The sequence below is a fragment of the Aquabacterium humicola genome, assembly GCF_030167915.1.
Taxonomy (GTDB): Bacteria; Pseudomonadota; Gammaproteobacteria; order Burkholderiales; family Burkholderiaceae_C; genus Pseudaquabacterium; species Pseudaquabacterium humicola.
In genome coordinates this window covers 212,413-236,249 of sequence record NZ_JARGNB010000002.1, presented here as the reverse complement: position 1 = coordinate 236,249, position 23,837 = coordinate 212,413, and the positions used below count along the sequence as shown (strand labels likewise).

General features: G+C 70.1%; 24 protein-coding genes. 12 read left to right on the top strand and 12 right to left on the bottom strand.

What is annotated here, in order from left to right; genetic code table 11:
- Nucleotides 1–16: 16 nt before the first annotated feature.
- The 3 genes from lolA to P1K89_RS11345 are packed head-to-tail and all read right to left on the bottom strand — an operon-like array spanning nt 17 to nt 3,670.
- Nucleotides 17–625, bottom strand: coding sequence for an outer membrane lipoprotein periplasmic chaperone LolA (lolA, locus tag P1K89_RS11355; protein ID WP_284616562.1), 609 nt, complete (start codon nt 623–625; stop codon nt 17–19).
- The gene (locus P1K89_RS11350) at nt 622–2,967 is read right to left on the bottom strand and encodes a DNA translocase FtsK (protein WP_439897972.1); all 2,346 of its coding nucleotides are present in this window, start codon (nt 2,965–2,967) and stop codon (nt 622–624) included. Before P1K89_RS11350 ends, lolA begins: the two co-directional genes overlap by 4 nt.
- A gap of 31 nt (nt 2,968–2,998) precedes the next feature.
- The gene (locus P1K89_RS11345) at nt 2,999–3,670 is read right to left on the bottom strand and encodes a Crp/Fnr family transcriptional regulator (RefSeq protein WP_284616561.1); all 672 of its coding nucleotides are present in this window, start codon (nt 3,668–3,670) and stop codon (nt 2,999–3,001) included.
- A 217-nt stretch (nt 3,671–3,887) separates the two neighbouring features.
- On the opposite strand from P1K89_RS11345, the gene trxB reads away from it, so the two are divergent.
- The 3 genes from trxB to rpmG all read left to right on the top strand — a co-directional run bounded on the left by trxB (nt 3,888) and on the right by rpmG (nt 5,500).
- Nucleotides 3,888–4,844 (top strand): thioredoxin-disulfide reductase, encoded by a 957-nt coding sequence (gene trxB, locus P1K89_RS11340; protein WP_284616560.1) that lies wholly within the window; start codon nt 3,888–3,890, stop codon nt 4,842–4,844.
- Nucleotides 4,845–5,065: 221 nt separating this feature from the next.
- The gene (gene rpmB / locus P1K89_RS11335; RefSeq protein ID WP_284616559.1) at nt 5,066–5,299 is read left to right on the top strand and encodes a 50S ribosomal protein L28; all 234 of its coding nucleotides are present in this window, start codon (nt 5,066–5,068) and stop codon (nt 5,297–5,299) included.
- Between the two features lie 30 nt (nt 5,300–5,329).
- Nucleotides 5,330–5,500: a 50S ribosomal protein L33 gene (gene rpmG, locus P1K89_RS11330; RefSeq protein ID WP_058087945.1), complete on the top strand. Its 171-nt coding sequence runs from the start codon at nt 5,330–5,332 to the stop codon at nt 5,498–5,500.
- Between the two features lie 208 nt (nt 5,501–5,708).
- Here rpmG and P1K89_RS11325 read toward each other — a convergent pair whose 3' ends face one another.
- Both P1K89_RS11325 and P1K89_RS11320 read right to left on the bottom strand, forming a co-directional pair.
- Entirely contained in the window at nt 5,709–6,932 is a 1,224-nt protein-coding gene (locus P1K89_RS11325; protein ID WP_284617480.1) for a DesA family fatty acid desaturase, read from the bottom strand.
- A 149-nt stretch (nt 6,933–7,081) separates the two neighbouring features.
- Nucleotides 7,082–8,341 (bottom strand): RsmB/NOP family class I SAM-dependent RNA methyltransferase, encoded by a 1,260-nt coding sequence (locus P1K89_RS11320; RefSeq protein ID WP_284616558.1) that lies wholly within the window; start codon nt 8,339–8,341, stop codon nt 7,082–7,084.
- Between the two features lie 25 nt (nt 8,342–8,366).
- On the opposite strand from P1K89_RS11320, the gene P1K89_RS11315 reads away from it, so the two are divergent.
- Nucleotides 8,367–8,600: a DUF1653 domain-containing protein gene (locus tag P1K89_RS11315; RefSeq protein WP_284616557.1), complete on the top strand. Its 234-nt coding sequence runs from the start codon at nt 8,367–8,369 to the stop codon at nt 8,598–8,600.
- 90 nt (nt 8,601–8,690) lie between these two features.
- Here P1K89_RS11315 and purN read toward each other — a convergent pair whose 3' ends face one another.
- Nucleotides 8,691–9,323: a phosphoribosylglycinamide formyltransferase gene (gene purN, locus P1K89_RS11310; RefSeq protein WP_284616556.1), complete on the bottom strand. Its 633-nt coding sequence runs from the start codon at nt 9,321–9,323 to the stop codon at nt 8,691–8,693.
- 62 nt (nt 9,324–9,385) lie between these two features.
- On the opposite strand from purN, the gene P1K89_RS11305 reads away from it, so the two are divergent.
- Nucleotides 9,386–10,585 carry a tryptophan--tRNA ligase gene (locus tag P1K89_RS11305; RefSeq protein WP_284616555.1) on the top strand — a complete coding sequence of 400 codons (1,200 nt, stop codon included), beginning with the start codon at nt 9,386–9,388 and terminating at the stop codon, nt 10,583–10,585.
- Here P1K89_RS11305 and P1K89_RS11300 read toward each other — a convergent pair.
- Both P1K89_RS11300 and rsgA read right to left on the bottom strand, forming a co-directional pair.
- Entirely contained in the window at nt 10,579–11,793 is a 1,215-nt protein-coding gene (locus P1K89_RS11300; RefSeq protein WP_284616554.1) for a GGDEF domain-containing protein, read from the bottom strand. The genes P1K89_RS11305 and P1K89_RS11300 overlap by 7 nt on opposite strands.
- Nucleotides 11,794–11,846: 53 nt before the next feature.
- Nucleotides 11,847–12,938 (bottom strand): ribosome small subunit-dependent GTPase A, encoded by a 1,092-nt coding sequence (gene rsgA / locus P1K89_RS11295; protein WP_284616553.1) that lies wholly within the window; start codon nt 12,936–12,938, stop codon nt 11,847–11,849.
- 403 nt (nt 12,939–13,341) lie between these two features.
- On the opposite strand from rsgA, the gene P1K89_RS11290 reads away from it, so the two are divergent.
- Together P1K89_RS11290 and P1K89_RS11285 are read left to right on the top strand one after the other, a co-directional pair.
- Nucleotides 13,342–13,596: a hypothetical protein gene (locus P1K89_RS11290; RefSeq protein ID WP_284616552.1), complete on the top strand. Its 255-nt coding sequence runs from the start codon at nt 13,342–13,344 to the stop codon at nt 13,594–13,596.
- A 126-nt stretch (nt 13,597–13,722) separates the two neighbouring features.
- The gene (locus tag P1K89_RS11285) at nt 13,723–14,553 is read left to right on the top strand and encodes a DUF3047 domain-containing protein (RefSeq protein ID WP_284616551.1); all 831 of its coding nucleotides are present in this window, start codon (nt 13,723–13,725) and stop codon (nt 14,551–14,553) included.
- Here P1K89_RS11285 and P1K89_RS11280 read toward each other — a convergent pair.
- Genes P1K89_RS11280 through P1K89_RS11265 form a run of 4 tightly spaced genes read right to left on the bottom strand, consistent with a single transcriptional unit; the run spans nt 14,550 to nt 17,508 of the window.
- Nucleotides 14,550–15,836 (bottom strand): sensor histidine kinase, encoded by a 1,287-nt coding sequence (locus P1K89_RS11280; protein ID WP_284616550.1) that lies wholly within the window; start codon nt 15,834–15,836, stop codon nt 14,550–14,552. The two genes, P1K89_RS11285 and P1K89_RS11280, sit on opposite strands and share 4 nt — an antisense overlap.
- Entirely contained in the window at nt 15,833–16,531 is a 699-nt protein-coding gene (locus tag P1K89_RS11275; protein ID WP_284616549.1) for a response regulator transcription factor, read from the bottom strand. Before P1K89_RS11275 ends, P1K89_RS11280 begins: the two co-directional genes overlap by 4 nt.
- A 13-nt stretch (nt 16,532–16,544) precedes the next feature.
- Nucleotides 16,545–17,057: a methyltransferase family protein gene (locus P1K89_RS11270; protein ID WP_284616548.1), complete on the bottom strand. Its 513-nt coding sequence runs from the start codon at nt 17,055–17,057 to the stop codon at nt 16,545–16,547.
- Nucleotides 17,029–17,508 (bottom strand): Spy/CpxP family protein refolding chaperone, encoded by a 480-nt coding sequence (locus tag P1K89_RS11265; RefSeq protein ID WP_284616547.1) that lies wholly within the window; start codon nt 17,506–17,508, stop codon nt 17,029–17,031. Before P1K89_RS11265 ends, P1K89_RS11270 begins: the two co-directional genes overlap by 29 nt.
- Before the next feature lie 107 nt (nt 17,509–17,615).
- On the opposite strand from P1K89_RS11265, the gene P1K89_RS11260 reads away from it, so the two are divergent.
- The 5 genes from P1K89_RS11260 to P1K89_RS11240 are packed head-to-tail and all read left to right on the top strand — an operon-like array spanning nt 17,616 to nt 23,804.
- Entirely contained in the window at nt 17,616–18,245 is a 630-nt protein-coding gene (locus tag P1K89_RS11260) for an RluA family pseudouridine synthase (protein WP_284616546.1), read from the top strand.
- Between the two features lie 30 nt (nt 18,246–18,275).
- Nucleotides 18,276–19,031, top strand: a complete 756-nt coding sequence (locus tag P1K89_RS11255; RefSeq protein WP_284616545.1) for an SDR family NAD(P)-dependent oxidoreductase — start codon at nt 18,276–18,278, stop codon at nt 19,029–19,031.
- 6 nt (nt 19,032–19,037) lie between these two features.
- Nucleotides 19,038–20,780, top strand: coding sequence for an ABC transporter ATP-binding protein (locus P1K89_RS11250; RefSeq protein WP_284616544.1), 1,743 nt, complete (start codon nt 19,038–19,040; stop codon nt 20,778–20,780).
- On the top strand, nt 20,767–22,578 hold the full coding sequence (locus P1K89_RS11245) for an ABC transporter ATP-binding protein (RefSeq protein ID WP_284616543.1): 1,812 nt from the start codon (nt 20,767–20,769) through the stop codon (nt 22,576–22,578). The genes P1K89_RS11250 and P1K89_RS11245 overlap by 14 nt, the downstream gene beginning before the upstream one ends.
- The gene (locus tag P1K89_RS11240; protein ID WP_284616542.1) at nt 22,575–23,804 is read left to right on the top strand and encodes an MFS transporter; all 1,230 of its coding nucleotides are present in this window, start codon (nt 22,575–22,577) and stop codon (nt 23,802–23,804) included. Before P1K89_RS11245 ends, P1K89_RS11240 begins: the two co-directional genes overlap by 4 nt.
- The last annotated feature ends 33 nt before the right edge of the window (nt 23,805–23,837 follow it).

Sequence of the window (23,837 nt, the reverse complement as noted above, 5' to 3'; positions counted from 1 at the left end):
CAGCGCCGAGGCAAGTTCACTGCTCGATCACGTCGGCGCCCTTCGGGACGAGGAAGCGGAAGCGCTCTTCGGCGAGCTTCGGGTTCAGCGCGACGTCGCGAAACTGCAGCAGCGACCGCTGGCCGAAGGCGTCGACGATTTCCAGCGCCGCCAGTGCCTTGCCCTGGAAGCCGATCTTCAGCGCCTGGATCTGGCCCTCCTTGAGCTTCGGCGTCGCCTGCACCCACTCGAGGCCGTCCTTGGCAGGCAGTGCCGCGAGGTCGAAGTCCTTCTCGATCGCGCCGCCGGCCAGCAACGCCACCGGCGTCGCACCGAGCGCACGCGACACCGGCCGCACCGCGACCTGGTTCAGCTCCGGGTCGTGCAGCCAGACCTTCTTGCCGTCCGAGACGATCAACTGCTCGAAGGGCTTGGCATACGCGAAGCGGAAACGGTCGGGCCGCGAGAACTCGAAGCTGCCGCTCGAGGTCTTCTTCTTCGCGCCGTCGGGCGAGGTCACCGTCTGCGTGAACTCGGCGCGGCCGCTGGCCGCCTCGCGCGTGAAGCTGCGCAGCGTGTCCAGCGCATCGGCCCGCGCGGTGCCGAGCGAAAGCGCCAGCGCGGCGCCAAGGAGCAGTGTCTTCATTCGTTGTCGCGGCGCGGGACCAGCAGGTCCCGGTTGCCGTTGGTGGCCATGGCCGATACGAGACCCGACTTCTCCATTTGTTCCAGCAGCCGCGCGGCGCGGTTGTAACCGATGCGCAGGTGCCGTTGCACCAGCGAGATCGACGCCTTCTTGTGCTGCAGCACGATGGCCACGGCCTGGTCGTACATCGCATCGGACTCGCCGTCGCCGCCGCCGCCTGCGCCGCCCCCGGCGCCGCCATCTAGCTCGAGGTCCAGCGTGCCGCCTTCGAGGATGCCCTCGATGTAGTTCGGCTCGCCCTGCGACTTCAGGTACTCGACGACGCGGTGCACCTCGTCGTCGGACACGAACGCACCGTGCACGCGCACCGGAATGCCGCCGCCGGGCGTCAGGTACAGCATGTCGCCCTGACCCAGCAGCGCCTCGGCGCCCATCTGGTCGAGGATGGTGCGCGAGTCGATCTTGCTCGACACCTGGAACGACAGCCGGGTCGGGATGTTGGCCTTGATCAGGCCGGTGATCACGTCGACGCTCGGCCGCTGCGTCGCGAGCACGAGGTGGATGCCGGCGGCGCGCGCCTTCTGCGCCAGCCGCGCGATCAGCTCCTCGATCTTCTTGCCGACCACCATCATCAGGTCGGCCAGCTCGTCGATCACCACGACGACGAAGGGCAGGCGGTCGAGCGGCTCGGGCTCCTCGGGCGTCAGGCTGAACGGGTTCGGCAGTTTCTCGCCGCGCTCGGTGGCCTCGGCGATCTTCTTGTTGTAGCCGGCGAGGTTGCGCACGCCGAGCTTGCTCATCAGCTTGTAGCGCCGCTCCATCTCGCCGACGCACCAGTTGAGCGCGTTGGCCGCCTGCTTCATGTCGGTGACGACCGGGCACAGCAGGTGCGGGATGCCCTCGTAGACGCTCATCTCGAGCATCTTCGGATCGATGAGGATCAGGCGCACGTCGCGCGCCTCGGCCTTGTACAGCAGGCTCAGGATCATCGCGTTGATGCCCACCGACTTGCCCGAGCCGGTGGTGCCGGCGACCAGGCAGTGCGGCATCTTCGCGAGGTCGGCCACCACCGGCGCGCCGACGATGTCCTTGCCCAGGCCCATCGTCAGCTGCGACGCCGCATCGGCATAGACCTGCGAGCCGAGGATCTCGGCCAGGCGGATGGTCTGCCGCTTGGCGTTCGGCAGCTCCAGCGCCATCGTCGTCTTGCCGGGAATCGTCTCGACGACGCGGATCGACACCAGCGACAGCGAACGCGCGAGGTCCTTCGCGAGGTTCACCACCTGCGCGCCCTTCACGCCGGTGGCCGGCTCGATCTCGTAGCGGGTGATCACCGGGCCGGGCGACGCGGCCACCACGCGCACCTCAACGCCGAAGTCGCGCAGCTTCTTCTCGATCAGCCGCGAGGTCATCTCCAGCGACTCCGGCGGCACGGATTCCATCCGGCCTGGCGCCGCATCGAGCAGGTCGACCTGCGGCAGCTTCGTGTCCGACAGCTCGACGAAGAGCGGCTTCTGGCGTTCCTTGGCGACGCGCGTCGACTTCGGCACCTCGACGACGGTCGGCTCGATGACGATCGGCGCATGGTCCTCGACCACCGCGCGCTCGACCTCGACGACCTTCTCGCGCTCCTTGACCGCGCGTTCGCCGATGCGCTTGTCCTCCTGCTGCTCGCGCGCGGCACTGCGGCGCTGGCCGATGCTTTCGATCCACGCGCCGAGGCTGTCGGCCACGCGCGTCCACGAGAAGCGCAAGGCGAGCGACAGGCCGAGCACCAGCACGGCGATCCACAGCACGCCGGAACCGGCGAAGCCCAGCCACTTCATCGAGGTACCGCCAGCGACGATGCCCAGCACGCCGCCGGCTTGACCGCCAGGCAGCGCGGCGTCGAAACGGTACAGGCGCGTCCACTCGAGTGCGCAGCTGGCCAGCATCAGCAGCCCGAGGCCGCACCAGAAGACCCAGCGCGGCGGCAGCGTCGGATCGGGCGCGCTGCCACGCAGCCAGCGCGCCAGGCCCGCGAGCCAGGCCCGCAGGCTGACCAGCATCAGCCACCAGGACGAGTAACCGAAGAGGAAGAGCGCGAGGTCGGACGCCCACGCGCCCAGCAGTCCGGCGCGGTTGCGAATGGCGTCGCCGGCACCGGAGGTCGAGAAGCCGGGGTCGGTGGCATCGTGCGTCGCCAGCGCCAGCAGGGCCAGCAGCCACACGACGGCCGCGATGATCAGCGCGAACTGGCGCGGCCAGCGCATCGCGCCGGCGCCGTTCGGCGATCGGGCATCACGCGGGGTGCCGACGCCGGCCGGGCCATCGGCGCGCAGGGAACCGAGCGGAAAGGTCATGCGCCGCATTGTGGCGCAGTGACCATCGCGACTACTCGGGCTGCTGCACGCGTTCCTTGATGATCACCGAGCCGTTCTCCTGGGTCTCGATGACACCGCGCTCCTCGAGGTCCTTCATCACCCGGCTGACCATCTCGCGCGAGGCCCCGACCACCTTGGCCATGTCCTGGCGCGACACCTTGCCGCGGATCATCTTGACGCCGTTGATGTCCTCGGCCATCTCGAGCAGCGTGCGCGCGACGCGGCCGTAGACGTCCAGCAGCGCCAGCGACTCGATCTGCCGGTCGGCGTGGCGCAGGCGGCGCACGAGGCCGCGCAGGATGGCATAGGACAGCGTGGAGTTCTCGGGCAGGCAGCGCGCGAACTCGGCGCGGCCGAGGATCAGCATGTCGGTCTGGATCTCGCAACGCACGGTCGCGGAGTGCGCCTCGTTGTCGATCAGGCTCATCTCGCCGACGTAGTCGCCGGACTCCAGCACCGCCAGGATCACCTCGCGGCCGCGCGCATCGGAGGTCAGCACGCGGGCCCGGCCGTTGAGCAGGATGAACAGCGCATTGCTCTTGCGGCCTTGTTCGACCACCAGCTCGCCGCGGCGGAAGCGGCGCTTGACGACGCTGTCGGCGATGCTCTGGGCTTGTTCGTTGGTCAGCATCGAGAACAGCGGTACACGGCGAATCAGGTCCAGATTCGTCAGCATCGACATCGCGGTGATCCCCTTCTTGGCGCTTCGCAGTTCGTTGGCAGCCGAGCCTGTCCCGACAGCGCGGCCGTGCGGCAAACCGCCGCTTTCGTGTTCAATTTCACTATTGTGCCGATTGACAGCGCTCACGGCATAGCGATCGACCCCCATGTGACAATCTCTGCCGGTCGTGTGCCGCTTCCGATGCGGCACGCCAACAAACATTGAATCGCAGATCCCGATGAGCTCATCCCCCAAGCATGCCCAGGTGCTGATCCTCGGTTCCGGCCCCGCCGGCTACACCGCCGCGATCTACGCGGCCCGCGCCAACCTGAAGCCGGTGCTCGTGACCGGCATCGCGCAGGGCGGCCAGCTGATGACCACGACCGATGTCGACAACTGGCCGGCCGACGTGATGGGCGTGCAGGGCCCGGAGCTGATGCAGCGCTTCCAGGAACACGCCGAGCGCTTCGCGACCGAGATGGTGTTCGACCACATCAACCAGGTCGACCTGTCGCAACGTCCGTTCAAGCTCAAGGGCGACGGTGGCGAGTACAGCTGCGACGCACTGGTCATCGCCACCGGCGCGAGCGCGAAGTACCTCGGCCTGCCGTCGGAGCAGGCCTTCATGGGCCGCGGCGTCAGCGGCTGCGCCACCTGCGACGGCTTCTTCTACAAGGGCGAAACGGTGGCGGTGGTCGGCGGCGGCAACACCGCGGTCGAGGAAGCGCTGTACCTGTCGAACATCGCCGCGAAGGTGCACCTCGTGCACCGCCGCGACAAGTTCCGCGCCGAGGCGATCCTGGTCGACAAGCTGCACGAGAAGGTCGCCGCCGGCAAGATCGTTCTCGAGCTCCACGAGACGCTCGACGAAGTGCTGGGCGACCAGAGCGGCGTCACCGGCATCCGGCTCAAGAGCACGCAAACCGGCGCCACGCGCGAGCTGACGCTCAAGGGCTGCTTCATCGCCATCGGCCACCAGCCCAACACCGAGATCTTCCAGGGCCAGCTCGAGATGAAGGACGGCTACATCCTGACGAAGTCCGGCCTGTCGGGCTTCGCGACGATGACCAGCGTGCCGGGCGTCTTCGCCGCCGGCGACGTGCAGGACCACGTCTACCGCCAGGCGATCACCTCGGCCGGCACCGGCTGCATGGCCGCGCTGGACGCACAGCGCTTCCTCGAGCAGCAGTCCTGACGCGGCCGGCCGGAGAAATCTGGCTATAATCGCGGTCTTTGCCGAAAGCGGCACCTTCTGCATTTGATCGATCCGGACGGATCGGCCAGCGACGGAAGAGGCCGGAAATCGAAGGGCAGCCACCAGGCGGTCGATGTCGGTAGTCAGCATCCCTGACGCCGATCGCGGTCCCCCTGCTCTGGTTGCCGTGCCTGCAACAGTCAAGAGTCTGGAGAAGCGTCATGGCACGCGTCTGTCAAGTCACGGGCAAGGGCCCGATGGTGGGAAACAATGTCTCCCACGCCAACAACAAGACCAAGCGTCGCTGGTTGCCGAACCTGCAGTACCGCCGCTTCTGGGTCGAGAGCGAGAACCGCTGGGTGCGCCTTCGCGTGTCGAGCGCCGCGCTGCGCCTGATCGACAAGGTCGGCATCGACAGCGTGCTGGCCGACCTGCGCGCCAAGGGCGCGCTGTAATCCCCTAGCAACTGCAAACAGGAGCACACCATGGCAGCCAAAGGCGGACGCGAAAAGATCAAGCTGGAATCCACTGCGGGGACCGGCCACTTCTACACCACCAGCAAGAACAAGAAGACCACGCCCGAGAAGCTCGAATTCATGAAGTTCGATCCGAAGGCACGCAAGCACGTGGCCTACAAGGAAGTGAAGCTGAAGTAATTCGGCCCCGCTTCAAACGAAGAACCCGCCCTGAAGGCGGGTTTTTTGTTGCCTGCGTCTTCCGGTGTGGGCTCTCGGGGGCGGAACAGCGCTGACGACGTGACCGCCTGACACCGCCTGTATGGCACCCACCACCGTGCAGCACCAACGACAACGGGCCCCGCAGGGCCCGTTCGTCATGCCGGCGCCAGGAGCACCGGTCGATCGATCAGGCGTGCGCCGCGCGCAGCTTCATCGAGAACTGCTCGAGCGCCACGATGCCACTGGCTTCGGCCTTCTTGCACCAGGCCTGCAGGTCGACGACCAGCTGCTCGGCCGACACGTTGGTGCGCGTCCAGAGCTGGCGCAGTTCCTCGCGCATCGCCACCAGCTTCGCGAGCTTCGGGCTGTCGCTGACAGCACTGGCCAGCTGCGGGCGCACGGCTTCGGGGATCTTTTCGTCGTCGCGGTGCAGCCAGCGCTTGGCGAGCTTCAGGTCGGACAGGCGCGCGCTGTTCCTGGCGCCCTGCTCCTTCAGATGCTGCAGTTCCCCGGCACAGGCAGCGCGAAGTTCCTTCGCGTACTTGGCCATCACCTCGTAGCGGTTGGCGATGATCGCCTCGAGCGTCTTCGCATCCGCCTGCGGCTTGATCTGGCCGAGCTTGAGCTGCGGCGCTGTCTTGCGCACCTTGGCCCAGCCGAGCATCTCCAGCGCGCGGATGTAGCCCCAGGCGATGTCGAATTCGAAGGGCTTGACCGAGAACTTCGCCGACGTCGGGTAGGTGTGGTGGTTGTTGTGCAGCTCTTCGCCGCCGATCAGGATGCCCCACGGCGAGACGTTGGTCGACGCATCGGCCACCTCGAAGTTGCGGTAGCCCCAGTAGTGGCCGATGCCGTTGATGACGCCGGTGGCCCACACCGGGATCCACGCCATCTGGATCGCCCAGACCGTCAGGCCGATCGCGCCGAACAGCGCGACGTCGAGGATCAGCATCAGGCCGACGCCCTGCCAGGTGAAGCGCGAATAGACGTTGCGCTCCAGCCAGTCGTCCGGCGTGCCGTGGCCGAACTTGACCATCGTTTCAGCGTTCTTCGACTCGGCGCGGTAGAGCTCGACGCCGGTCAGCAGCAAGGCCTTCAGGCCGCGCGTCTGCGGGCTGTGCGGATCCTCGATGGTTTCGCACTTCGCATGGTGCTTGCGGTGGATGGCGACGAACTCCTTCGTCACCATGCCGGTGCCGATCCACAGCCAGAAGCGGAAGAAGTGCGACGGGATCGGGCCCAGTTCGAGCGCACGGTGCGACTGCGCCCGGTGCAGGAAGATCGTCACCGCCGAGATGGTGATGTGCGTCGTGACCAGCGTGAACAGCAGGATCTGCCACCAGGCAGCATCCGTCAGCCCGTTCGCCAGCCAGGCGATCAGTGCATCCCAGAGTGTCGTCATCACCGTCATAGTCAACCTTGCCACCCAGAGAACAGGCGGATCATCGATTGTAGGCGAGGGGGTGTGGCTCGCAGGTGTGGAAACTGCCTAGCAATCCCGGGCCATTCCTGGAGCTCCCCGGCGCCCCGGCGCCCGCCATCCCGTGGCCCGTGGCCGGGTCAGCGCCGCTCCCAGGCCGCCGCGAAGAAGCCGTCGGTGGCATGGCGGTGCGGCCACAGCCGCAGGTAGCCATCCTGGTCCAGTGCTTCGGGGTCGCCCACATGCGCCTGCTCCAGCAAACGGTGCGCCTTCAAGGGCACGAAGTCGGTGTGCGCTTCGGCGAAGGCACCGGCGACCTGCTCGTTCTCCTCGACCAGCAGGCTGCAGGTGGCGTAGACGAGGCGCCCGCCTGGTTTGACCAGCCGTGCCGCGCTGTCGAGGATCGCGCGCTGCTTGGCCTGCAGCTCGGCGACGGCCTTCGGCGACTGGCGCCACTTCAGGTCCGGGTTGCGGCGCAGCGTGCCGAGGCCCGAGCACGGCGCGTCGACCAGCACGCGGTCGATCTTGCCGGCCAGGCGCTTGACGCGGTCGTCGCGCTCGTGCGCGATCTGCGCCGGATGCACGTTCGACAGCCCGCTGCGCTTCAGGCGCGGTTTCAGCGCCTCCAGCCGATGGCCGGACACATCGAAGGCATAAAGCCGGCCGGTGCTGCGCATCGCGGCACCGATCGCCAGCGTCTTGCCGCCAGCGCCGGCGCAGAAGTCGACCACCATCTCGCCGCGCTTCGGGTCGAGCAGCGACACCAGCAGCTGGCTGCCCTCGTCCTGCACCTCGACGCCGCCGCCGATGAAGATCGGCAGCTTGTTCAGCCCCGGCTTGCCGTGCACGCGCAGGCCCCAGGGTGAATAGGGCGTCGGCTGCGACTCGATGCCGGCGTCGGCCAGCGTCTGTTGCGCCTGTTCGCGCCGCAGCTTCATCGTATTGACACGCAGGTCCAGCGGCGCCGGCGCGTCGAGCGCGGTGACCAGCGCCCAGAAGGCTTCGTCGCCCAGCTGCGTGCGCAGCGCACCGGCCAGCCAGTCGGGCAGGTTGTGGCGCAGCTTCTCGGAGAAGCCGCTGCGGTCCAGCGCCTGCACCTGCGCGCGCCACTGCTGCTCGGTCGGTCCGAGCGCGCCGCGCAGCAGCGCGTCCGGGCCCTGCCAGGCGAGGATGGCCAGCCGGCGTTCGAGCGCGCCGTGGCCGCTTTGCGCGAGGTGCTGGTACAGCGGCCTGCGCCGCAGCACCGCGTAGGCGGTCTCGGCCAGCGCATGGCGTTCGCGCAGGCCGAGGTTCTTGTGCTTGCGGAAGAAGGCCGAGACGATGCCGTCGGCCGGCGCGTCGAGCTTGCTCAAGCCGCGCAGCAGCTCGGTCGCCAGGTCCAGCAGGGCGTTAGGATGCATGCCCGGATTATCCCCGCAGCCCCCGATGGACGACCTGCCGCCCCTGCCTGCCGCGCCTTTGGGGCGTTATCGACACTACAAGGGCAACCACTACGAACTCGTCGGCGTCGCACGCCACAGCGAGACGCTGGAGCCGATGGTGGTGTATCGGCCGCTGTACGGCGAAGGTGCGCTGTGGGTGCGCCCCTATGCGATGTTCTTCGAGACCGTGGTGATCGACGGCATCGAGCAACGACGCTTTCAGCCCCTCGATGGCTGAAGGCCGCCGTTGGAAACGATTGGCGGCTGAAAGCCCCGTTAGGTCGATGAAAGCCGCCGTTGGATCGATTGGCGGCTGACCGGCCGCCGATCAACCGATCAGCAGCTGCGACGCCCCGTCGCGATGCCGCACGCGGCCGCCCTCGTCGATCGACAGCTTGTCCTCGACGAACCAGCGCACCGACAGCGGATAGATCACGTGCTCGGTCGCCAGCACGCGCGCGGACAGCGCCGCGTCGTCGTCGTCCGGCTTCACCGGCACGACGGACTGCATCACGATGGGCCCGTGGTCGAGCTGCGTGGTGACGAAGTGAACCGTCGCCCCGGCGAGCTTGCAGCCGGCATCGATCGCCGAGCGGTGCGTGTGCAGCCCCGGGAAGGCCGGCAGCAGCGACGGGTGGATGTTCATCAGCCGCCCGGCGTAACGCTGCACGAAGGGCTCGCCGAGGATGCGCATGAAGCCGGCCAGCACGACGAGGTCGGGCGCGAAGCCGTCGATGCAGGCGGCAAGCGCGGCATCGAAGTCGGCCCGAACCCCGTGCGCGCGGTGGTCGACCACCGCGGTGGCGATGCCCTGCGCTGCGGCGAACTGCAGGCCCTTCGCATCGGGCTTGTTGGCGATCACCGCCACCACCCGCGCGGGCCAGCCCTCGGCCGCGCAGCGCTGCACGATGGCCTCCATGTTCGAGCCCCGGCCGGAGATCAGGATGACGATGCGCTTCATGAGGGCCGGCAGTGTACGGTCTGAGAGAATCGCCGGCTCGTTCCTCTCAGACGCCTCCCGCCATGCGACCCCGCGTACTCTCCGGCATGCGCCCGACCGGCGCCCTGCATCTCGGCCACTACCACGGTGCGCTGAAGAACTGGGTCAAGCTGCAGCAGGACTACGACTGCTTCTACTTCGTCGCCGACTGGCACGCGCTGACCACGCACTACGAGGACCGCGAGGTCATCGAGCGCAACGTCTACGACATGGTGATCGACTGGATCGCCGCCGGCCTCGATCCCGAGAAGGCGACCCTCTTCATCCAGAGCCGCCTGCCCGAGCATGCCGAGCTGTTCACGCTGCTGGCCATGGGCACGCCGCTGGGCTGGCTGGAGCGCGTGCCGACCTACAAGGATCAGATGGAAAAGCTGAAGGACCGCGACCTCGCGACCTACGGCTTCCTCGGCTACCCGCTGCTGCAGGCGGCCGACATCCTGATCTACAAGGCCAGCTATGTGCCGGTGGGCGAGGACCAGGCTTCGCATGTCGAGCTGACGCGCGAGGTGGCGCGCCGCTTCAACCACCTCTATGGCCGCGGCCCCACGTTCGACGCCCAGGTGGCCGCCGCGCAGGCCAAGCTCGGCAAGGACGATTCGCGCTACTACGACAAGCAGCGCAAGGCCTTCGGCGAGACCGGCTCGCCCGAGGCGCTGGGCAAGGGCGAGGCCGTGGTGCGCAAGGCCACCACCGTGCTGTCCGAGGAAGAGACCGAGCTGCTGCTGGGCCACCTGAAGGGCAGCGGCCGCACCGTGCTGACAGAGCCGCGCGCGCTGCACACCGAGGTCACCAAGCTGCCCGGCCTCGATGGCGCGAAGATGAGCAAGAGCTACGGCAATACCATCGCGATGCGCGAGGAACCGGCCCAGGTCGAGCACAAGATCAAGCGCATGCCGACCGACCCGCAGCGCGTGCGGCGCACGGACGCCGGGAACCCCGAGCGCTGCCCGGTGTGGGAGTTCCACAAGGTCTACTCCGACGAATCGACGCGCGACTGGGTGGTCAAGGGCTGCACCAGCGCCGGCATCGGCTGCCTGGAGTGCAAGCAACCCGTGATCGAGGCGGTGCTGAAGGAACAGCAGCCGTGGCGCGAGCGCGCGGAGAGCTACCTCGCGAATCCGAAGCAGGTGCACTGGATCGTCGAGATGGGCACCGAGCGCGCGCGCACGGTCGCCCGCCAGACGATGAAGGACGTGCGCGACGCAATGGGGCTGAACTACTGAACCTTGGCGCCCGCGGCCGCCTTGTCCAGCACGAAGAAGCCCGATTCGCTGCTGCCCGAATAAGTCTCGACGCGGTTGCGGCCGGCATGCTTGGCCTCGTACAGCGCGCGGTCGGCGCGGCCGTAGAGCCGGTCGCCGGAGATCCCTGAAGCGGGATCGGCCACCGCCAGCCCGGCCGACACGGTGATGCGCACCGGATGGCCGAGCGCATCGCGCACCGGCATCGCCTCGACCGCGGCACGGATCTGTTCGAGCAGGCGCCGCGCACCCGTGGCGTCGGTGCCCGGCAGCACCAGCCCGAACTCCTCGCCGCCGGTGCGGCCGAAGATGTCCGATGCGCGAAGCCGCTCGCGCACCGTGCGCGCGAATGCACGCAGCGCCGCGTCGCCGGTGCGGTGGCCATGCTGGTCGTTGACCAGCTTGAAGTGGTCCAGGTCGAGCAGCACGAAGCTCACCGGCGCCCCCTCGCGACGGCCGCGGTCGAGCGCGTGCGCCAGCATCGCGTCGATGGTGCTGCGGTTCAGGCAGCCGGTCAGGCCGTCGTGCGTGGCCAGCTTTTCCATCTGCAGCGCCACCCGCTCGAAGACCGCCAGCACGAAGGCGAAGCCCGCGCCCATGATGCTCAGGAAGGACATCAGGAAGGTCAGGCCCTGGCCGAGGCTGGCCTGCAGCAGGTCGGTGTATTCCGCGGCGTTGAACCACGCGTGCACCGCGCGCACCAGCAGCGCGCCGGCGGCCAGTCCCATCGTGACGGCGACCGTGCGCAGCGAGCGTTCGGCGTTCCAGCCATGGCGCACGACGACCCACACCGCGGGCAGCAGCAGCACGACGAAGAACAGCGACACCACCGCCGTGCGCTGGTGCAGCGGCCACGGCAGCAGCGCAACGATGCCCAGCACGAAGCCGCCGCAGCCCACCGCCTGCCAGCGCGGCAGCGGCGCGTCCAGCAACATGCGGTAGAGCGCCCGGGTGTACATCAGGATGCCGAGGCAGATCAGGCCGTTGCCGATCACGATCGACATCGACACCGGCAGCACCAGCCGCGCGGCCAGCATCGCGAAGCCGCCGAACAGCGCCCAGCAGCCCCAGGTCCAGCTGCGCAACTCCGGCCGGTTGTGCAGCCGGCGCAGCGCCACGCCGAGCTCCAGCGTCAGCAGCAGGAAGCCCAGCAGCAGGGCGAGCATCAGGGTCGGGATGTGCAGGGTCATGGGCCGCCGCACAGTATGCCGCCGGGCTCCGCGGCCCTTCCCTGCCGCGGCGCTCAGCCCGATCGTTTCGCGCGAATGCGTTGCGCCGCCGCACGGCCACGCGCCTTCCACTGCGACACCACCTCGCGTTTCTCCAGCGCGGTCAGCGTGTCGCGCTTCGCCTCGCGCTGCAGCTTGTGGAAGTTGCGCACGCGCTCCGGCGCCACCTCGGCCCGCACCGCGCAGCCGGGCTCCTCCTGGTGCCGGCAGTTGCGGAAGCGGCAGGCCGTCGCCCACCGCGCGATGTCGCCGAACACCTGCTGCAGCTGCTGCTCGTCGCCGACATCGAGCCGCAGGGCGCGCAGGCCCGGCGTGTCGATGATGCAGGCGCCAGACGGCGTGCGGTGCAGCGTGCGCGTGGTCGTCGTGTGGCGGCCGCGGCTGTCGTCGTCGCGCACGGGCCCGGTGTACTGCAGCGCCTGGCCGGTCAGCGTGTTCGTCAGCGTGCTCTTGCCGGCGCCGCTGGAGCCCAGCAGCACCAGCGTCTGGCCAGCGACCAGCCACGGCGCGAGCGCCGCCGCCGATGCCGGGTCACGGCCGTCGAGCGCGAACACCGGCGTGCCCTCCGGCACGCAGCCGCTCGCCTGCTCGATGCGCCGCGCCATCAGCGAAGGTTCCGCCTGGTCGGCCTTGGTCAGCACCAGGGCCGCGGCTATGCCCGCCAGCCGCACCAGCGCCAGGTAGCGTTCCAGCCGCCGCAGGTTGAAGTCATGGTCCAGGCCCATGACCAGCAGCGCCGCGTCGACGTTGGCCACAAGCACCTGCCGCTGCGGGCTGCCGCGGCCGTCGTTCGTGCGGCGCGACAGCTGCGTCGAGGGCGTCAGCCGGTCGACCACCCGCCAGCCGAGCGGCGGGTCGGGCCGGCCCAGCACCCAGTCGCCGACGGCCACCGCGTCGTCGCCGCTGTCCAGCAGGCGGATCAGCGCGTGGTCCAGGCGTCCGCGGGCGAGCGCCTGGCCGTCATGCAGCAGCAGGTGCTCGCGCTGCAGTTCGACGACGCGCATCAGGCGCACCGCCGGGTCCAGCATCAGCGTGTTCAGTTGCTGGAGGATGGGCGCGCGCAGCCCGATGCTGCGCAGCGCCTCGAAGTCGAGGAATTCCAACATGTCGGATCGATCCGTTCGATGCTCGAGAGAGGTCCGCGCCGCGCGGCACAGGGCCGGTGGCAGCGGTTCGGCAAACGAGGGTCGGCGGCGAGCAGGCGCCGCGGCGGAATCGATCCGGGCCGAAGGACCCGAGAAGCGGGTGAACGCCTAGCGCGAGGAACGCGCCGCCGACAGGGCAAGGGCAATCTGCGTGGCAGTCATCGTCGGCCTCCTGTCGGCTGGGTTGAAGAAGGCCGCGAGTGTGAACGCAGCGAGCGCCCGCGTCAATGCGGGACCCGAAGTTTGCGAAATCCTCACGGTCGCCAGTGATTTAGGTGTTTACCCTAGGCGTTGGCTAAGTACTAACCCTATACTGCACCGCAACACGAAACCAAACCGGGTTCGTTTCAACGGAGAACACACCATGTCCGCCTCCATGACCTTCGGCCGCGCTACACGCCTGTCGGCTCCCCGTGGGTCCATCTGGTTCGCCAACGCCGCCGCCGCGCTGATCAGCTTCCTGCGCCGTCTCGACCAGTGGCAGCTCGAGCGCGCGAAGGCCGAACCGCAGAACGCCGAAGAAGTCCTGCAATGGGCCCGCAGCATCGAAGGCTCGGACCCCGGCTTCGCAGCCGACCTGCGCGCGGCGGTCTACCGCTCGCAAAGCCGCGACAACTGATCGCGAACTGATCGGGATGGACCTGCTGTTCGGTCAATTGCCCGTCAGCAACGACCGTTAACATCCGCGCCGCCGGTGGTCGACGCAAGGCCGCGTCGCTTGCCGGCTGATGTTCAAGGATGTGGCATGCCCCCGCAGTATCCGCTGGTCGCCGATGACGACCAGCCCCCCGGCGCCCGCCGCGCCGTCTTCCGCCGCTTGGTTGGCCTCGGTGCGCTCGGGCTCGGGGCCTGCGCGCAGCGGGGTCCGCTGATCGACGAGGCGGCCCCCGCCGTGTCGTCGCCGATGCCCGATGCGATCGCGCCGTTCTCGTCGGCGACCGCCGGCACCCGCCCGCCCGCGGGCTGGCAGCCTTACGCGCTGCGCAAGGACAAGGCGCCGACGCGCTACAGCGTGGTGCGCGACAACGACCGAATGGTGCTGCACGCGCGTTCAACCGCCGGCGCCACCGGCCTGCGCTGCCCCGTGCGCATCGATCCGAAGCAGCACTCGACGCTCCAGTTCAGCTGGCGCGTGCAGCAGGTGCCGAGCCAGGCCAGCGTCGACGTGCCCGAATACGACGACGCCCCGGCTCGCGTGATCCTGGCCTTCGACGGCGACGATGCCCGCCTGTCGCTGCGCGACCGTCTGATCTTCGACCAGGTCGAGCTCTTCACCGGCCAGCGCCTGCCTTTCGCGACGCTGATGTACGTGTGGTGCGCAACGCTGCCGCCGGAGTCGGTCGTGCGCAACCACCGCACCTCGCGCATCCACTACCTGACGGTGGAGAGCGGCGCCAAGCGCACCGGCCAGTGGCTGCACTACGAACGGGACGTGGTCGCCGACTACAAGCGTGTCTACGGCGAAGCACCCGGCATGATCAGCAGCGTCGGCGTCTTGACCGACAGCGATGCGCTGAAGCACGAGCAGCAGGCCTGGTACGGCGACATCGTGCTGAACCGGCCGAAACGCGGCTAACGCCAAGGCAGCTCGGCCGTCACCTCCAGCCCGGGCTGCGCATTGCGCAGCGTCAGCCTGCCGCCGTGCGATTCGGCGACCAGCCGGCACAGGTACAGGCCCAGCCCGACCCCGCCGCCGCTGCGGCTGCGCGCGGCATCGGGCCGGTAGAACGGCTGCGCCAGCTTCTGCAGATCCTCGTCGGCGACACCGGGCCCGGCGTCGCGCACGACGATGCGCACCGACGTGCCGTCAACCGGCGATGTGCTCAGCCGCACCGGCGTGCCGGACCCGGCGTTGTGCCGCAGCGCATTGTCCAGCAGGTTGCGCAGCAGCATCCGGATGCGCGCCCGGTCCAGCAGCAGCGGCGGCAGCGCATCGTCGAGCGCCAGTTCGACCGCCTGCCCGGCGAACTGCTGCGTGACGAGCTCCGTCGCCAGTGCGTTGAGGTCCAGCCGCTCGGTCTGCAGCGCCGCCGCGCCGCCGGCCAGGCGCTCGCTCTCCAGCAGGTCGCTGATCAGGTCGCGCATCAGGTTCAGGTCGCGCAGCAGCGCGTCGCGCGACGTGCCCTCGGCCACCAGCTCGGCATTCAAGCGCGCGCGTGTCAGCGGCGAGCGCAGCTCGTGGCTGATCGCCAGCAGCAGCCCGCGCTGGCCTTCGAGCAGGCGTTGCAGCCCGTCGGCCATGCCGTTGACCTGCGCCGCCAGGTCGCCCAGTTCGTCGCGCCGGCGCAGCGGAATCGGCTGGCTGAAGTCCCCGGCGCCGTAGCGCAGCGCGCCGGCACGGATGTCGTCGATCGGCCGGAACAGGTGCCGCACGTAGCCGTAGGCCAGCAGCAGCAGCAGCAGCAGGCCGGCCAGCATCCACCAGCCGACGCGCCGGGGCCGGTCCTCGTTGTGCCAGACGTCGCCGAGGCCGAAGCGGATCGTGTGGCCGTCGGCCGTGCTGCGCGTCAGCAATGCGGCGAAGGCCGCGTCCTTCGGCCCCGACGGCCGCTCGTGCGAGGCCCAGTTGACCGCCGGCCCCTCGATGCGCACCGAGATCGGCAGCCGCTGCACCAGCGCCTGCGCGCGGGCGACGTCGGGCGGGCTGCCGACTTCGTTCGCGAGGCGATCGACGTAGTCGCGGAACAGCGGCTGCACCAGCTGGCGCCAGCCGCTGCCGACCATCTGCCGCGTGCCGCCGATGAAGACGAAGGACGTGCACACCGCCAGCAGCAGGAACAGCGTGACCAGGCGCCAGCGCAGCGAATGGCGCAGGCGCTTGTGCCAGGGCCGCGGCGGGCAGTGCCGTCGGTGTTTCATGCGCTGCGCGCCAGCGCGAAGGTGTAGCCGGCGTTGCGCAGCGTCTTGATGCAGGCCAGCGGCTCCAGCTTGCGTCGCAGCCGGCTGACCAGGATGTCGACCGCCCGCGTGTAGAGGTCGGCATCGCGGCCGCGCAGCCGGTTCAGGATGTCGTCGCGGTGCCAGACCTTGTTCGGCTCGCGCGCCAGCAGCAGCAGCAGCTCGAACTCGGTGCCCGTCAGCTCGACCGGCTCGCCCTGGCGCCGCACCTCGCGGCGCTCGACGTCGATCGACAGGCCATCGAAGCGCAGCTGCATCGGCTCGGCAACGGCGCCTGCCGGCGGCGCGGCGGGACGCAGCCGGCGCAGGATGGTCTGCAGACGCGCGGCGAGCTCGCGCGGCTCGAAGGGCTTCGGCAGGTAGTCGTCGGCGCCGAGCTCGAGGCCGACGATGCGGTCGGTGACGTCGCCACGCGCGGTCAGCATCAGCACCGGCACCTCGCGGTTGTCGCGACGGATGCGGCGGCAGACCTCGAAGCCGTCCATCTCCGGCAGCATCACGTCGAGGATCACCGCGTCGATGCCGCCGGCGGCCAGCCGCGCGAGGCCGTCGCTCGGCCGCAACGCCGATTCCAGCTCGAGGTCGAAGCGCTTCAGGTACACCGCCAGCGGCGCGGCCAGGTGCTCGTCGTCGTCGATCAGCAGGATGCGGTGCATCACCTTCAGGACATCAGATCCATCGCCGAACGTCGGCAGCGTAGTCACTGTACCAACCACCGAAACGGCGGCGCAGCCGGGCTTCCTCGAACGGGATGTGCAGCCGGTCGACGATCAGCACGAAAGCCACCGCCGCCAGCGCCAGCAGCGGCGAGCCGAGCGCGACGCCGCCGCCGGTGATCACCAGCGCCAGCCCCAGGTACATCGGGTTGCGGCCGTAGCGGAACGGCCCCTCGTCGACCAGCACGCGTGGCTCCGCGGTCGGCAGCACCGGCGTCGCCGCGCGGCGGAAGCACCACCACGCCCACAGCACCCAGGCCGCGCCGGCCGCGGCGATCAGTGCGCCGACCGCCGGCAGCCGGCCCAGCGGCGCCTCGATGCCCCACAGCGCCGCATGCAGCGCCACCGCCGCGGCCATCAGCGCCTGTGCGATGCGCGGCGGCCGCAGCGTCACCCAGCGTGGCGGCGATCGGTCCACCGCGCCGGGCGAGGCGGCCTCAGCCGCGGAAGAAGTGACGGTGGCCATGGCCGCGGTTCATGTAGTCGCGCAGCTTCTGCTGCTGCTCGGGGCGCAGGCTGTCGTAGAAGTCGCCGAAGGCGGTGATCAGCGACGGCGCCTGCTCGCGGATCGCGCTCGTCTTGCCGTCGATCAGCGCCTGCGCCTTCGCGCGATCGAACTGCGCGCCGGCGACCAGCGACTGCAGCGCATCGCGCGGCCGCTCGCCGCCGCTCATCAGCGCGTTGCGCTGCGCCTTGATGGCATCGGCGAGCACGCCGAGGCGGGCCTGCTGCGCGGCGTCGAGCTCGAGCGCACGCGTGGCCTTGTCCATCACCCGCTCGCGCAGCTTGGCGATCTCGGCCTCGGTCATCGGCGTGCCGCCGTGCTGGCGGTGGTGCGAGCAGGCCGCGAGGCCGCCGCCGATCAGGAAGGTGGCGCCGATCGCGCCGATGAAGGTTCGTTTGAGCCAGCGTCGCATGGGGAGTCCTTTCGTGGGCCTTGCGGTGAAGATGCACGCCATCGTCGCGGCCGCGCCGCGCGGCGTCCTTTCGCCGCGGTTTCGCCGTGTATCGTTTCTTTTCACCGATGACGACGACGCTGATCCACCTCGACGACGCGCTGATCGCCGCCGACAAGCCCGCCGGGCTGCTGGCGGTGCCCGGCCGCGGGCCGGACAAGGCCGACTGCCTTGCCGTACGCGTGCAGGCGCTGCATGCCGATGCGCTGATCGTGCACCGGCTCGACATGGCGACCTCGGGGCTGATCGTCTTCGGCCGCGGCGCGGCGATGCAGCGTGCGCTGTCGATCGCCTTCGCCGAGCGGCGCGTCGACAAGACCTACGTCGCGATCGTCGACGGGCTGGTCGCCGACGACGAAGGCGAGGTGAATCTGCCGATGATCTGCGACTGGCCGAACCGCCCGCGGCAGAGGGTCGACCACCAGCATGGCAAGCCCTCGCGCACACGCTGGCGCGTGCTCGAACGCGACCCCGAACGCGGCCGCACCCGCATCGCGCTGCAACCGGTCACCGGCCGTTCCCACCAGTTGCGCGTGCACCTGATGGCGATCGGCCATGCGATGCTCGGCGACGAGCTGTATGCCCCGCCCGATGTCGCCGCGGCGGCACCGCGCCTGCTGCTGCACGCGAGCCGCTTGCAGCTCGCACATCCTTCCACCGGCGACGCCCTCGATCTGCACAGCCCCCCGCCCTTTTGAGCGCCTCGTGCTGGCGTATGCTGCCGCGCCATGCAACACCATCTCTACATCGTCACCGGCTCGTCGCGTGGCCTCGGCGCTGCGTTGGTGGGCCGGCTGCTGAAGCCCGAGCACGTGGTGCTGGGCATCGCGCGCCATGCCAGTCCCGCCCTGCAGGCGAAGGCCGAAGCCGCCGGCAGCGCGCTGGCGCAGTGGCCGCTCGACCTGAACAACCCGCTGCCGGTGGCCGAGCGCCTGCGCGCCTGGTTGTGCGACGTCGACGCGGCGCAGATCGCCAGCGCGACGCTGATCAACAATGCCGCGGCGATCGGCGGCGGTGCACCGCTGCAGCAGGTGCCGCTGACCGCCCTGTCGAACGCCCTGCGCGTCGGCCTCGAAGCGGCGCTGCTGCTGTCGGCCACCTTCCTCGACGTGACGGCCCACTGGAGCGGCCAGCGCCGAGTGCTGAACATCTCGTCGGGCCTCGGCCGCCGCGCGATGGCGGGCAGCGCCGCGTACTGCGCGGCCAAGGCCGGCATGGACCACTTCAGCCGCGCGCTGCAGCTGGAGCAGGCGACCGAAGCGAACCCGGCGCGCGTGGTGTCGATGGCGCCCGGCGTGATCGACACCGACATGCAGGTCGAGCTGCGATCGGCCGATCCCGAGCGCTTCCCGGAGCGCGAACGGTTCGTCAAGCTGCAGGCCGACGGCCTGCTGGTGACGGCCGACACCTGCGCCGAAGCGCTGCTCGCGCGGCTCGAACGCGACGACTTCGGCAGCGATCCGATCGGCGACCTGCGCGACTGACGCCGCATGTCCCTGTCCCGTCTGATCGGGAGCTTCGTGCTCCGCCACTGGCGTGCCTATGCCGCGTCGGGGGTGATGCTGTTCGGCATCGCGCTGCTGATCGTCTGGCTGCCGCGGCAGATCGGATCGATGGTCGACGGCCTGGTCGCGCGCCAGCTGAGCGGGCCCGCGCTGTGGCGTGAGCTGGCGCTGCTGCTCGGCGCCGGCGCGCTGATCTACGGGCTGCGCGTGGCGTGGCGGCTGCAGCTGTACTCGGCCGCCTACCGCATGGGCGTCGAGCTGCGCACTTCGCTGTACCGGCGGCTGTCGCTGCAGGGCCCGCGTTTCTTCCAGACCCGCCGCACCGGCGACCTGATGGCGCTGGCCACCAACGACGTCGACGCGGTCGAGATGGCCGCCGGCGAGGCGATGCTCGCCGGCTTCGACGGCACGCTGACCTTGATCCTCGTCGTCGCGACGATGACGCTGGGCGTCGACTGGCGCCTCGGCCTCGTCGTGCTGCTGCCCTTCCCGGCGATGGCGCTGTCGTTCTGGTGGATCTCGCGCCATGTGCACGACGCCTCCCGCGCGTCGCTGGCCGCCTTCGGCACCTTGAACGACCATGTGCAGGAGACGCTGGCCGGCGTGCGCACGCTGCGCGCGCTGGGGCTCGAAGCGCGCAGCGCGCAACGCTTCGGCGAGCTCGCGCGCGGCGCCGCCGACGCCAGCTTCCAGGCCCAGCGCTGGGAGGCGAGCTACGAGCCGGCCGTCGGCTTCACGCTGACCACGGCGATCGTGCTCGCCCTCGGCTTCGGCGGCTGGCTGGTGTGGCGCGGCGAGATGACCGTCGGCCAGCTCACGAGCTTCGGCATGTACCTCGGCCAGCTGATCTGGCCGATGTTCGCCACCGGCTGGGTGCTGTCGCTGATCGAGCGCGGCCGCGCCGCGTGGGGCCGCCTGCAGCCGGTGCTCGACGAGCCGCTGACGGTCGACGACCACGGCACCGCCGCGACGCTGCAGCCGGGCGCGCTGGATGCCGACGGCGTGCGCTTCGCCTACCCCGGCCAGGCGCAGCCGGCGCTCGATGGCGTGACGCTGCACCTGCCCGCAGGGTCGACGCTCGGCCTGGTCGGCCCCACCGGCGCCGGCAAGAGCACGCTGCTGAAGCTGCTGTTGCGCCAATGGCCGCCGCAGGCCGGCAGCCTGCGCTGGGGCGGCGTGCCCCTGGCCGACTACACGCTCGACGCGCTGCACGCCGGCATCGCCTGGGTGCCGCAGGAGGCCTTCCTGTTCTCCGCCAGCGTGGCCGAGAACATCGCACTGGCGCGGCCGGATGCCACGCGTGAACAGATCGAATCCGCCGCCCGCGCCGCCGCCGTGCACGACGATATCGTGCACCTGCCGCAGGGCTACGACACGCCGGTCGGCGAACGCGGCGTCACTTTGTCCGGCGGCCAGCGCCAGCGTGTGGCGATCGCTCGCGCGCTGCTGGCCGATGCGCCGCTGCTGCTGCTGGACGACGCGCTGTCGGCCGTCGACACCGAGACCGAAGCGCGCATCCTGGCGTCGCTGCGCGATGCGCGGCGCGGCCGCACGGTGATCATCGCCAGCCATCGGCTGTCGACGCTGCAGGACGCCGACCAGGTGGTGGTGCTGCGCCATGGCCACGTCACCGAACGCGGCAGCCACCGCGAGCTGGTCGAGCTCGGCGGCTGGTACGCGACGCAATGGCGGGTGCAGCAACTGGAGGCGTCGCTTGAGTCCGACTGAGAACGCCGCGGCCGCACCGCGTGGCGAGAAGCGCGCGGCCCTCGAACTGCTGCTGCGCGCCGCGCTGCCCGAGGTCGCGCTGCTGAAGACGTCCATTGCCTGGCTGGTGCTGGCCGCCGCGCTCGAAGCCGCCGGCCCGGCGCTCGGCAAGGCCTTCATCGACCACTACCTGCTGCCGCGCAACGCCGACATCCCGGCGATCGTCGGCCTGCTCGGCGGCGCGCTGGTCACCGGCTGCCTGGCCAGCTGGGTCCGCTACGGCCAGCTGGTGCGCCTGGCGGGGCTCGCGATGCGCTCGGTGCAGCGCATCCGCGAGTCGGTCTACGGCCATGTGCTGCGGCTGCCGATGCGCTTCTTCGACCGCGCGATCACCGGCCAGCTCGTCAGCCGCGTCACCAACGACACCGAGGCGGTGAAGACGCTGTACGTGCAGGTGCTGTTCGTGATGCTCGACAGCGTGATCTCGCTGCTCGGCATGATGGCGATGATGGCCTGGCTCGACTGGCGGCTGATGCTGATCGTCGCCACGCTGGTGCCCGCGGTCTTCGGCATCGTGTGGCTTTACCAGCGCCTGTCGGCCCCGGCGGTGACACGCAGCCGCGCGCTGCGCAGCGACCTCAACGCGCAGGCCGCCGAGTCGATCGCCGGCATGGCGGTGATCCAGGCCAGCGGTGCGGCGCCGACCTTCAGCGCACGCTTCGCCGCGACCAACGCCGCGCACTACGCGGCCCGCCGCGACGAGCTACGCGCGAACGCCTGGCTGCTGCGGCCGGCGCTCGACTTCCTGAACGTCGCGATGCTGGGCGCCGTGATCTTCGTCTTCAGCCAGCGCAGCGGCGGCGGCGGCGCCGGTGGCCTGTCGGCGATCGAGGTCGGCGTGCTGTACGCCTTCGTCGCCTACATCTCGCGCGTCGTCGAGCCGCTGATCCAGATCACGATGCAGTTCTCGCAGCTGCAGCAGGCGATGGTCGCGGCGGCCCGCGTCAACACGCTGCTCGACGAAGCCGAAAGCCTGCCGGCCCAGGACCACGGCGAGGTCAGCGACGGTGCGATCAGCATCCGCGGCCTCAACTTCGCCTACCTGCCCGGCCGCCCGGTGCTTCACGACATCGACCTCGAGATCGCGCCCGGCAGCTTCGTCGGCATCGTCGGCCACACCGGGTCGGGCAAGAGCACGCTGCTGTCGCTGCTGCTGCGCTTCTACGAGGCGCCGCCGGGTGCGCTGCTGATGGACGGCCAGCCCATCGACCAGCTCGGCGATGCCGCGTTCCGCCGCGCCGTCGGCCTGGTGCCGCAGGAGCCCTTCCTGCTTGCGGCCAGTGCCCGCGAGAACATCGACATGGGCCGGGGCCTGAGCACCGACGAGATCGAGGCCGCCGCCCGCGCTGCGCATGCCGACGGCTTCATCCGCCGGCTCGAGCACGGCTACGACACGCCGCTCGGCGAAGGCGGCGCGCGGCTGTCGGTCGGCGAGAAGCAGCTGATCGCGATCGCCCGCGCGCTGGCCGGCGAGCCGAAGATCCTGTTCCTCGACGAGGCCACCTCGCACATCGACAGCGAGACCGAAGGCGTCGTGCAGCAGGCCCTCGCCGGGCTGCGCGGCCACGTCACCGTGGTGGCGATCGCGCACCGGCTGTCGACGATCCGCGATGCCGACGAGATCGTCGTGCTGAACCACGGCCGGCTCGCCGAGCGCGGCCGCCATGCCGCGCTGATGGCGATCGACGGCGGCCTCTACCAGCGCCTGGTGCAGCTGCAGCAGCTCGAAGCGCTGGACGAGGAAGAAGACGAGCAGTGAGCGACGGGGCCGCCGCCGCGACGCCGGGCCTGCTGCGCCAGCCCGACTTCTTCCGCTTCTGGTCGGCGCGGCTGGTCGCCACCGCGGCCGGCCAGATGATGATGGTCGCGCTCGGCTGGCAGATGTACGACCTGACCGGCAGCGCGTGGGACCTGGGGCTGATCGGCCTCGCGCAGTTCGTGCCCGCGCTGGTGCTGGCGCTGCCCGCCGGCCATGCGATCGACCGCAGCGATCGCAAGCGCGTGCTGGCCGCGTCGATGGCGGTGCAGCTGATCGTCGCCGCGGTGCTCGCGCTCGGCTCGTGGCATGACGCGCTCGGCCGCACCAGCCTGCTCGCGCTGTCGATGGTGCTGGGGGCCGTGCGCGCCTTCCAGATGCCGGCGTCGCAGGCGCTGCTGCCGCAGCTGGTGCCGGTGGAATCGCTGCCGCGTGCGCTGGCGCTGTCGTCGTCGGCGATGCAGGGCGCGATCATCGCCGGCCCGGCGCTCGGCGGGCTGCTGTACGGGACCGGCGCGGCGGTGGTCTACGGCAGCGCAGCCGCCGGCTTCGCGCTGTCGACGATCGCCATCGCGCAGTTGCATCCGCGGCCGGCACAGCTGTCGCGCGAGCCGATGTCGCTGGCGACGATGCTCGCAGGGCTGCACTTCATCATCGAGCGCAAGGTGGTGCTGGGCGCCGTGTCGCTGGACCTCTTCGCGGTGCTGCTCGGCGGCGCCACCGCGCTGCTGCCGATCTTCGCGAAGGACATCCTCGACGTCGGTCCGAGCGGCCTGGGTCTGCTGCGCGGCGCGCCGGCGGTCGGCGCACTGGGCATGTCGCTGGCGCTGGCGCGCTGGCCGATCGAGCGCCGCACCGGCACCTGGCTGCTCGGCTCGGTGGCCGCCTACGGCATCACGATGGTGGTGTTCGGGCTGTCAAAGGGGTTCTGGCTGTCGCTCGTGGCGCTGGCGCTGTCGGGCGCGGCCGACATGGTCAGCGTGGTGATCCGCCACACGCTGGTGCAGCTGGAAACGCCCGACGCGATGCGCGGCCGGGTGAGCGCGGTCAACTCGGTGTTCATCGGCGCCAGCAACCAGCTCGGTGAATTCGAGTCGGGGGCTGTCGCCGCGTGGCTCGGCCCGGTAGCATCCGCGGTCACGGGCGGCATCGGCACGGTGCTGGTCGTATTGACGTGGACCCGGCTGTTCCCCGCCCTGGCGCGGCGCGACCGCCTGGTCCGCGACTAGCGCCAACACCAAAGGCACCACCACGGGCTGCTG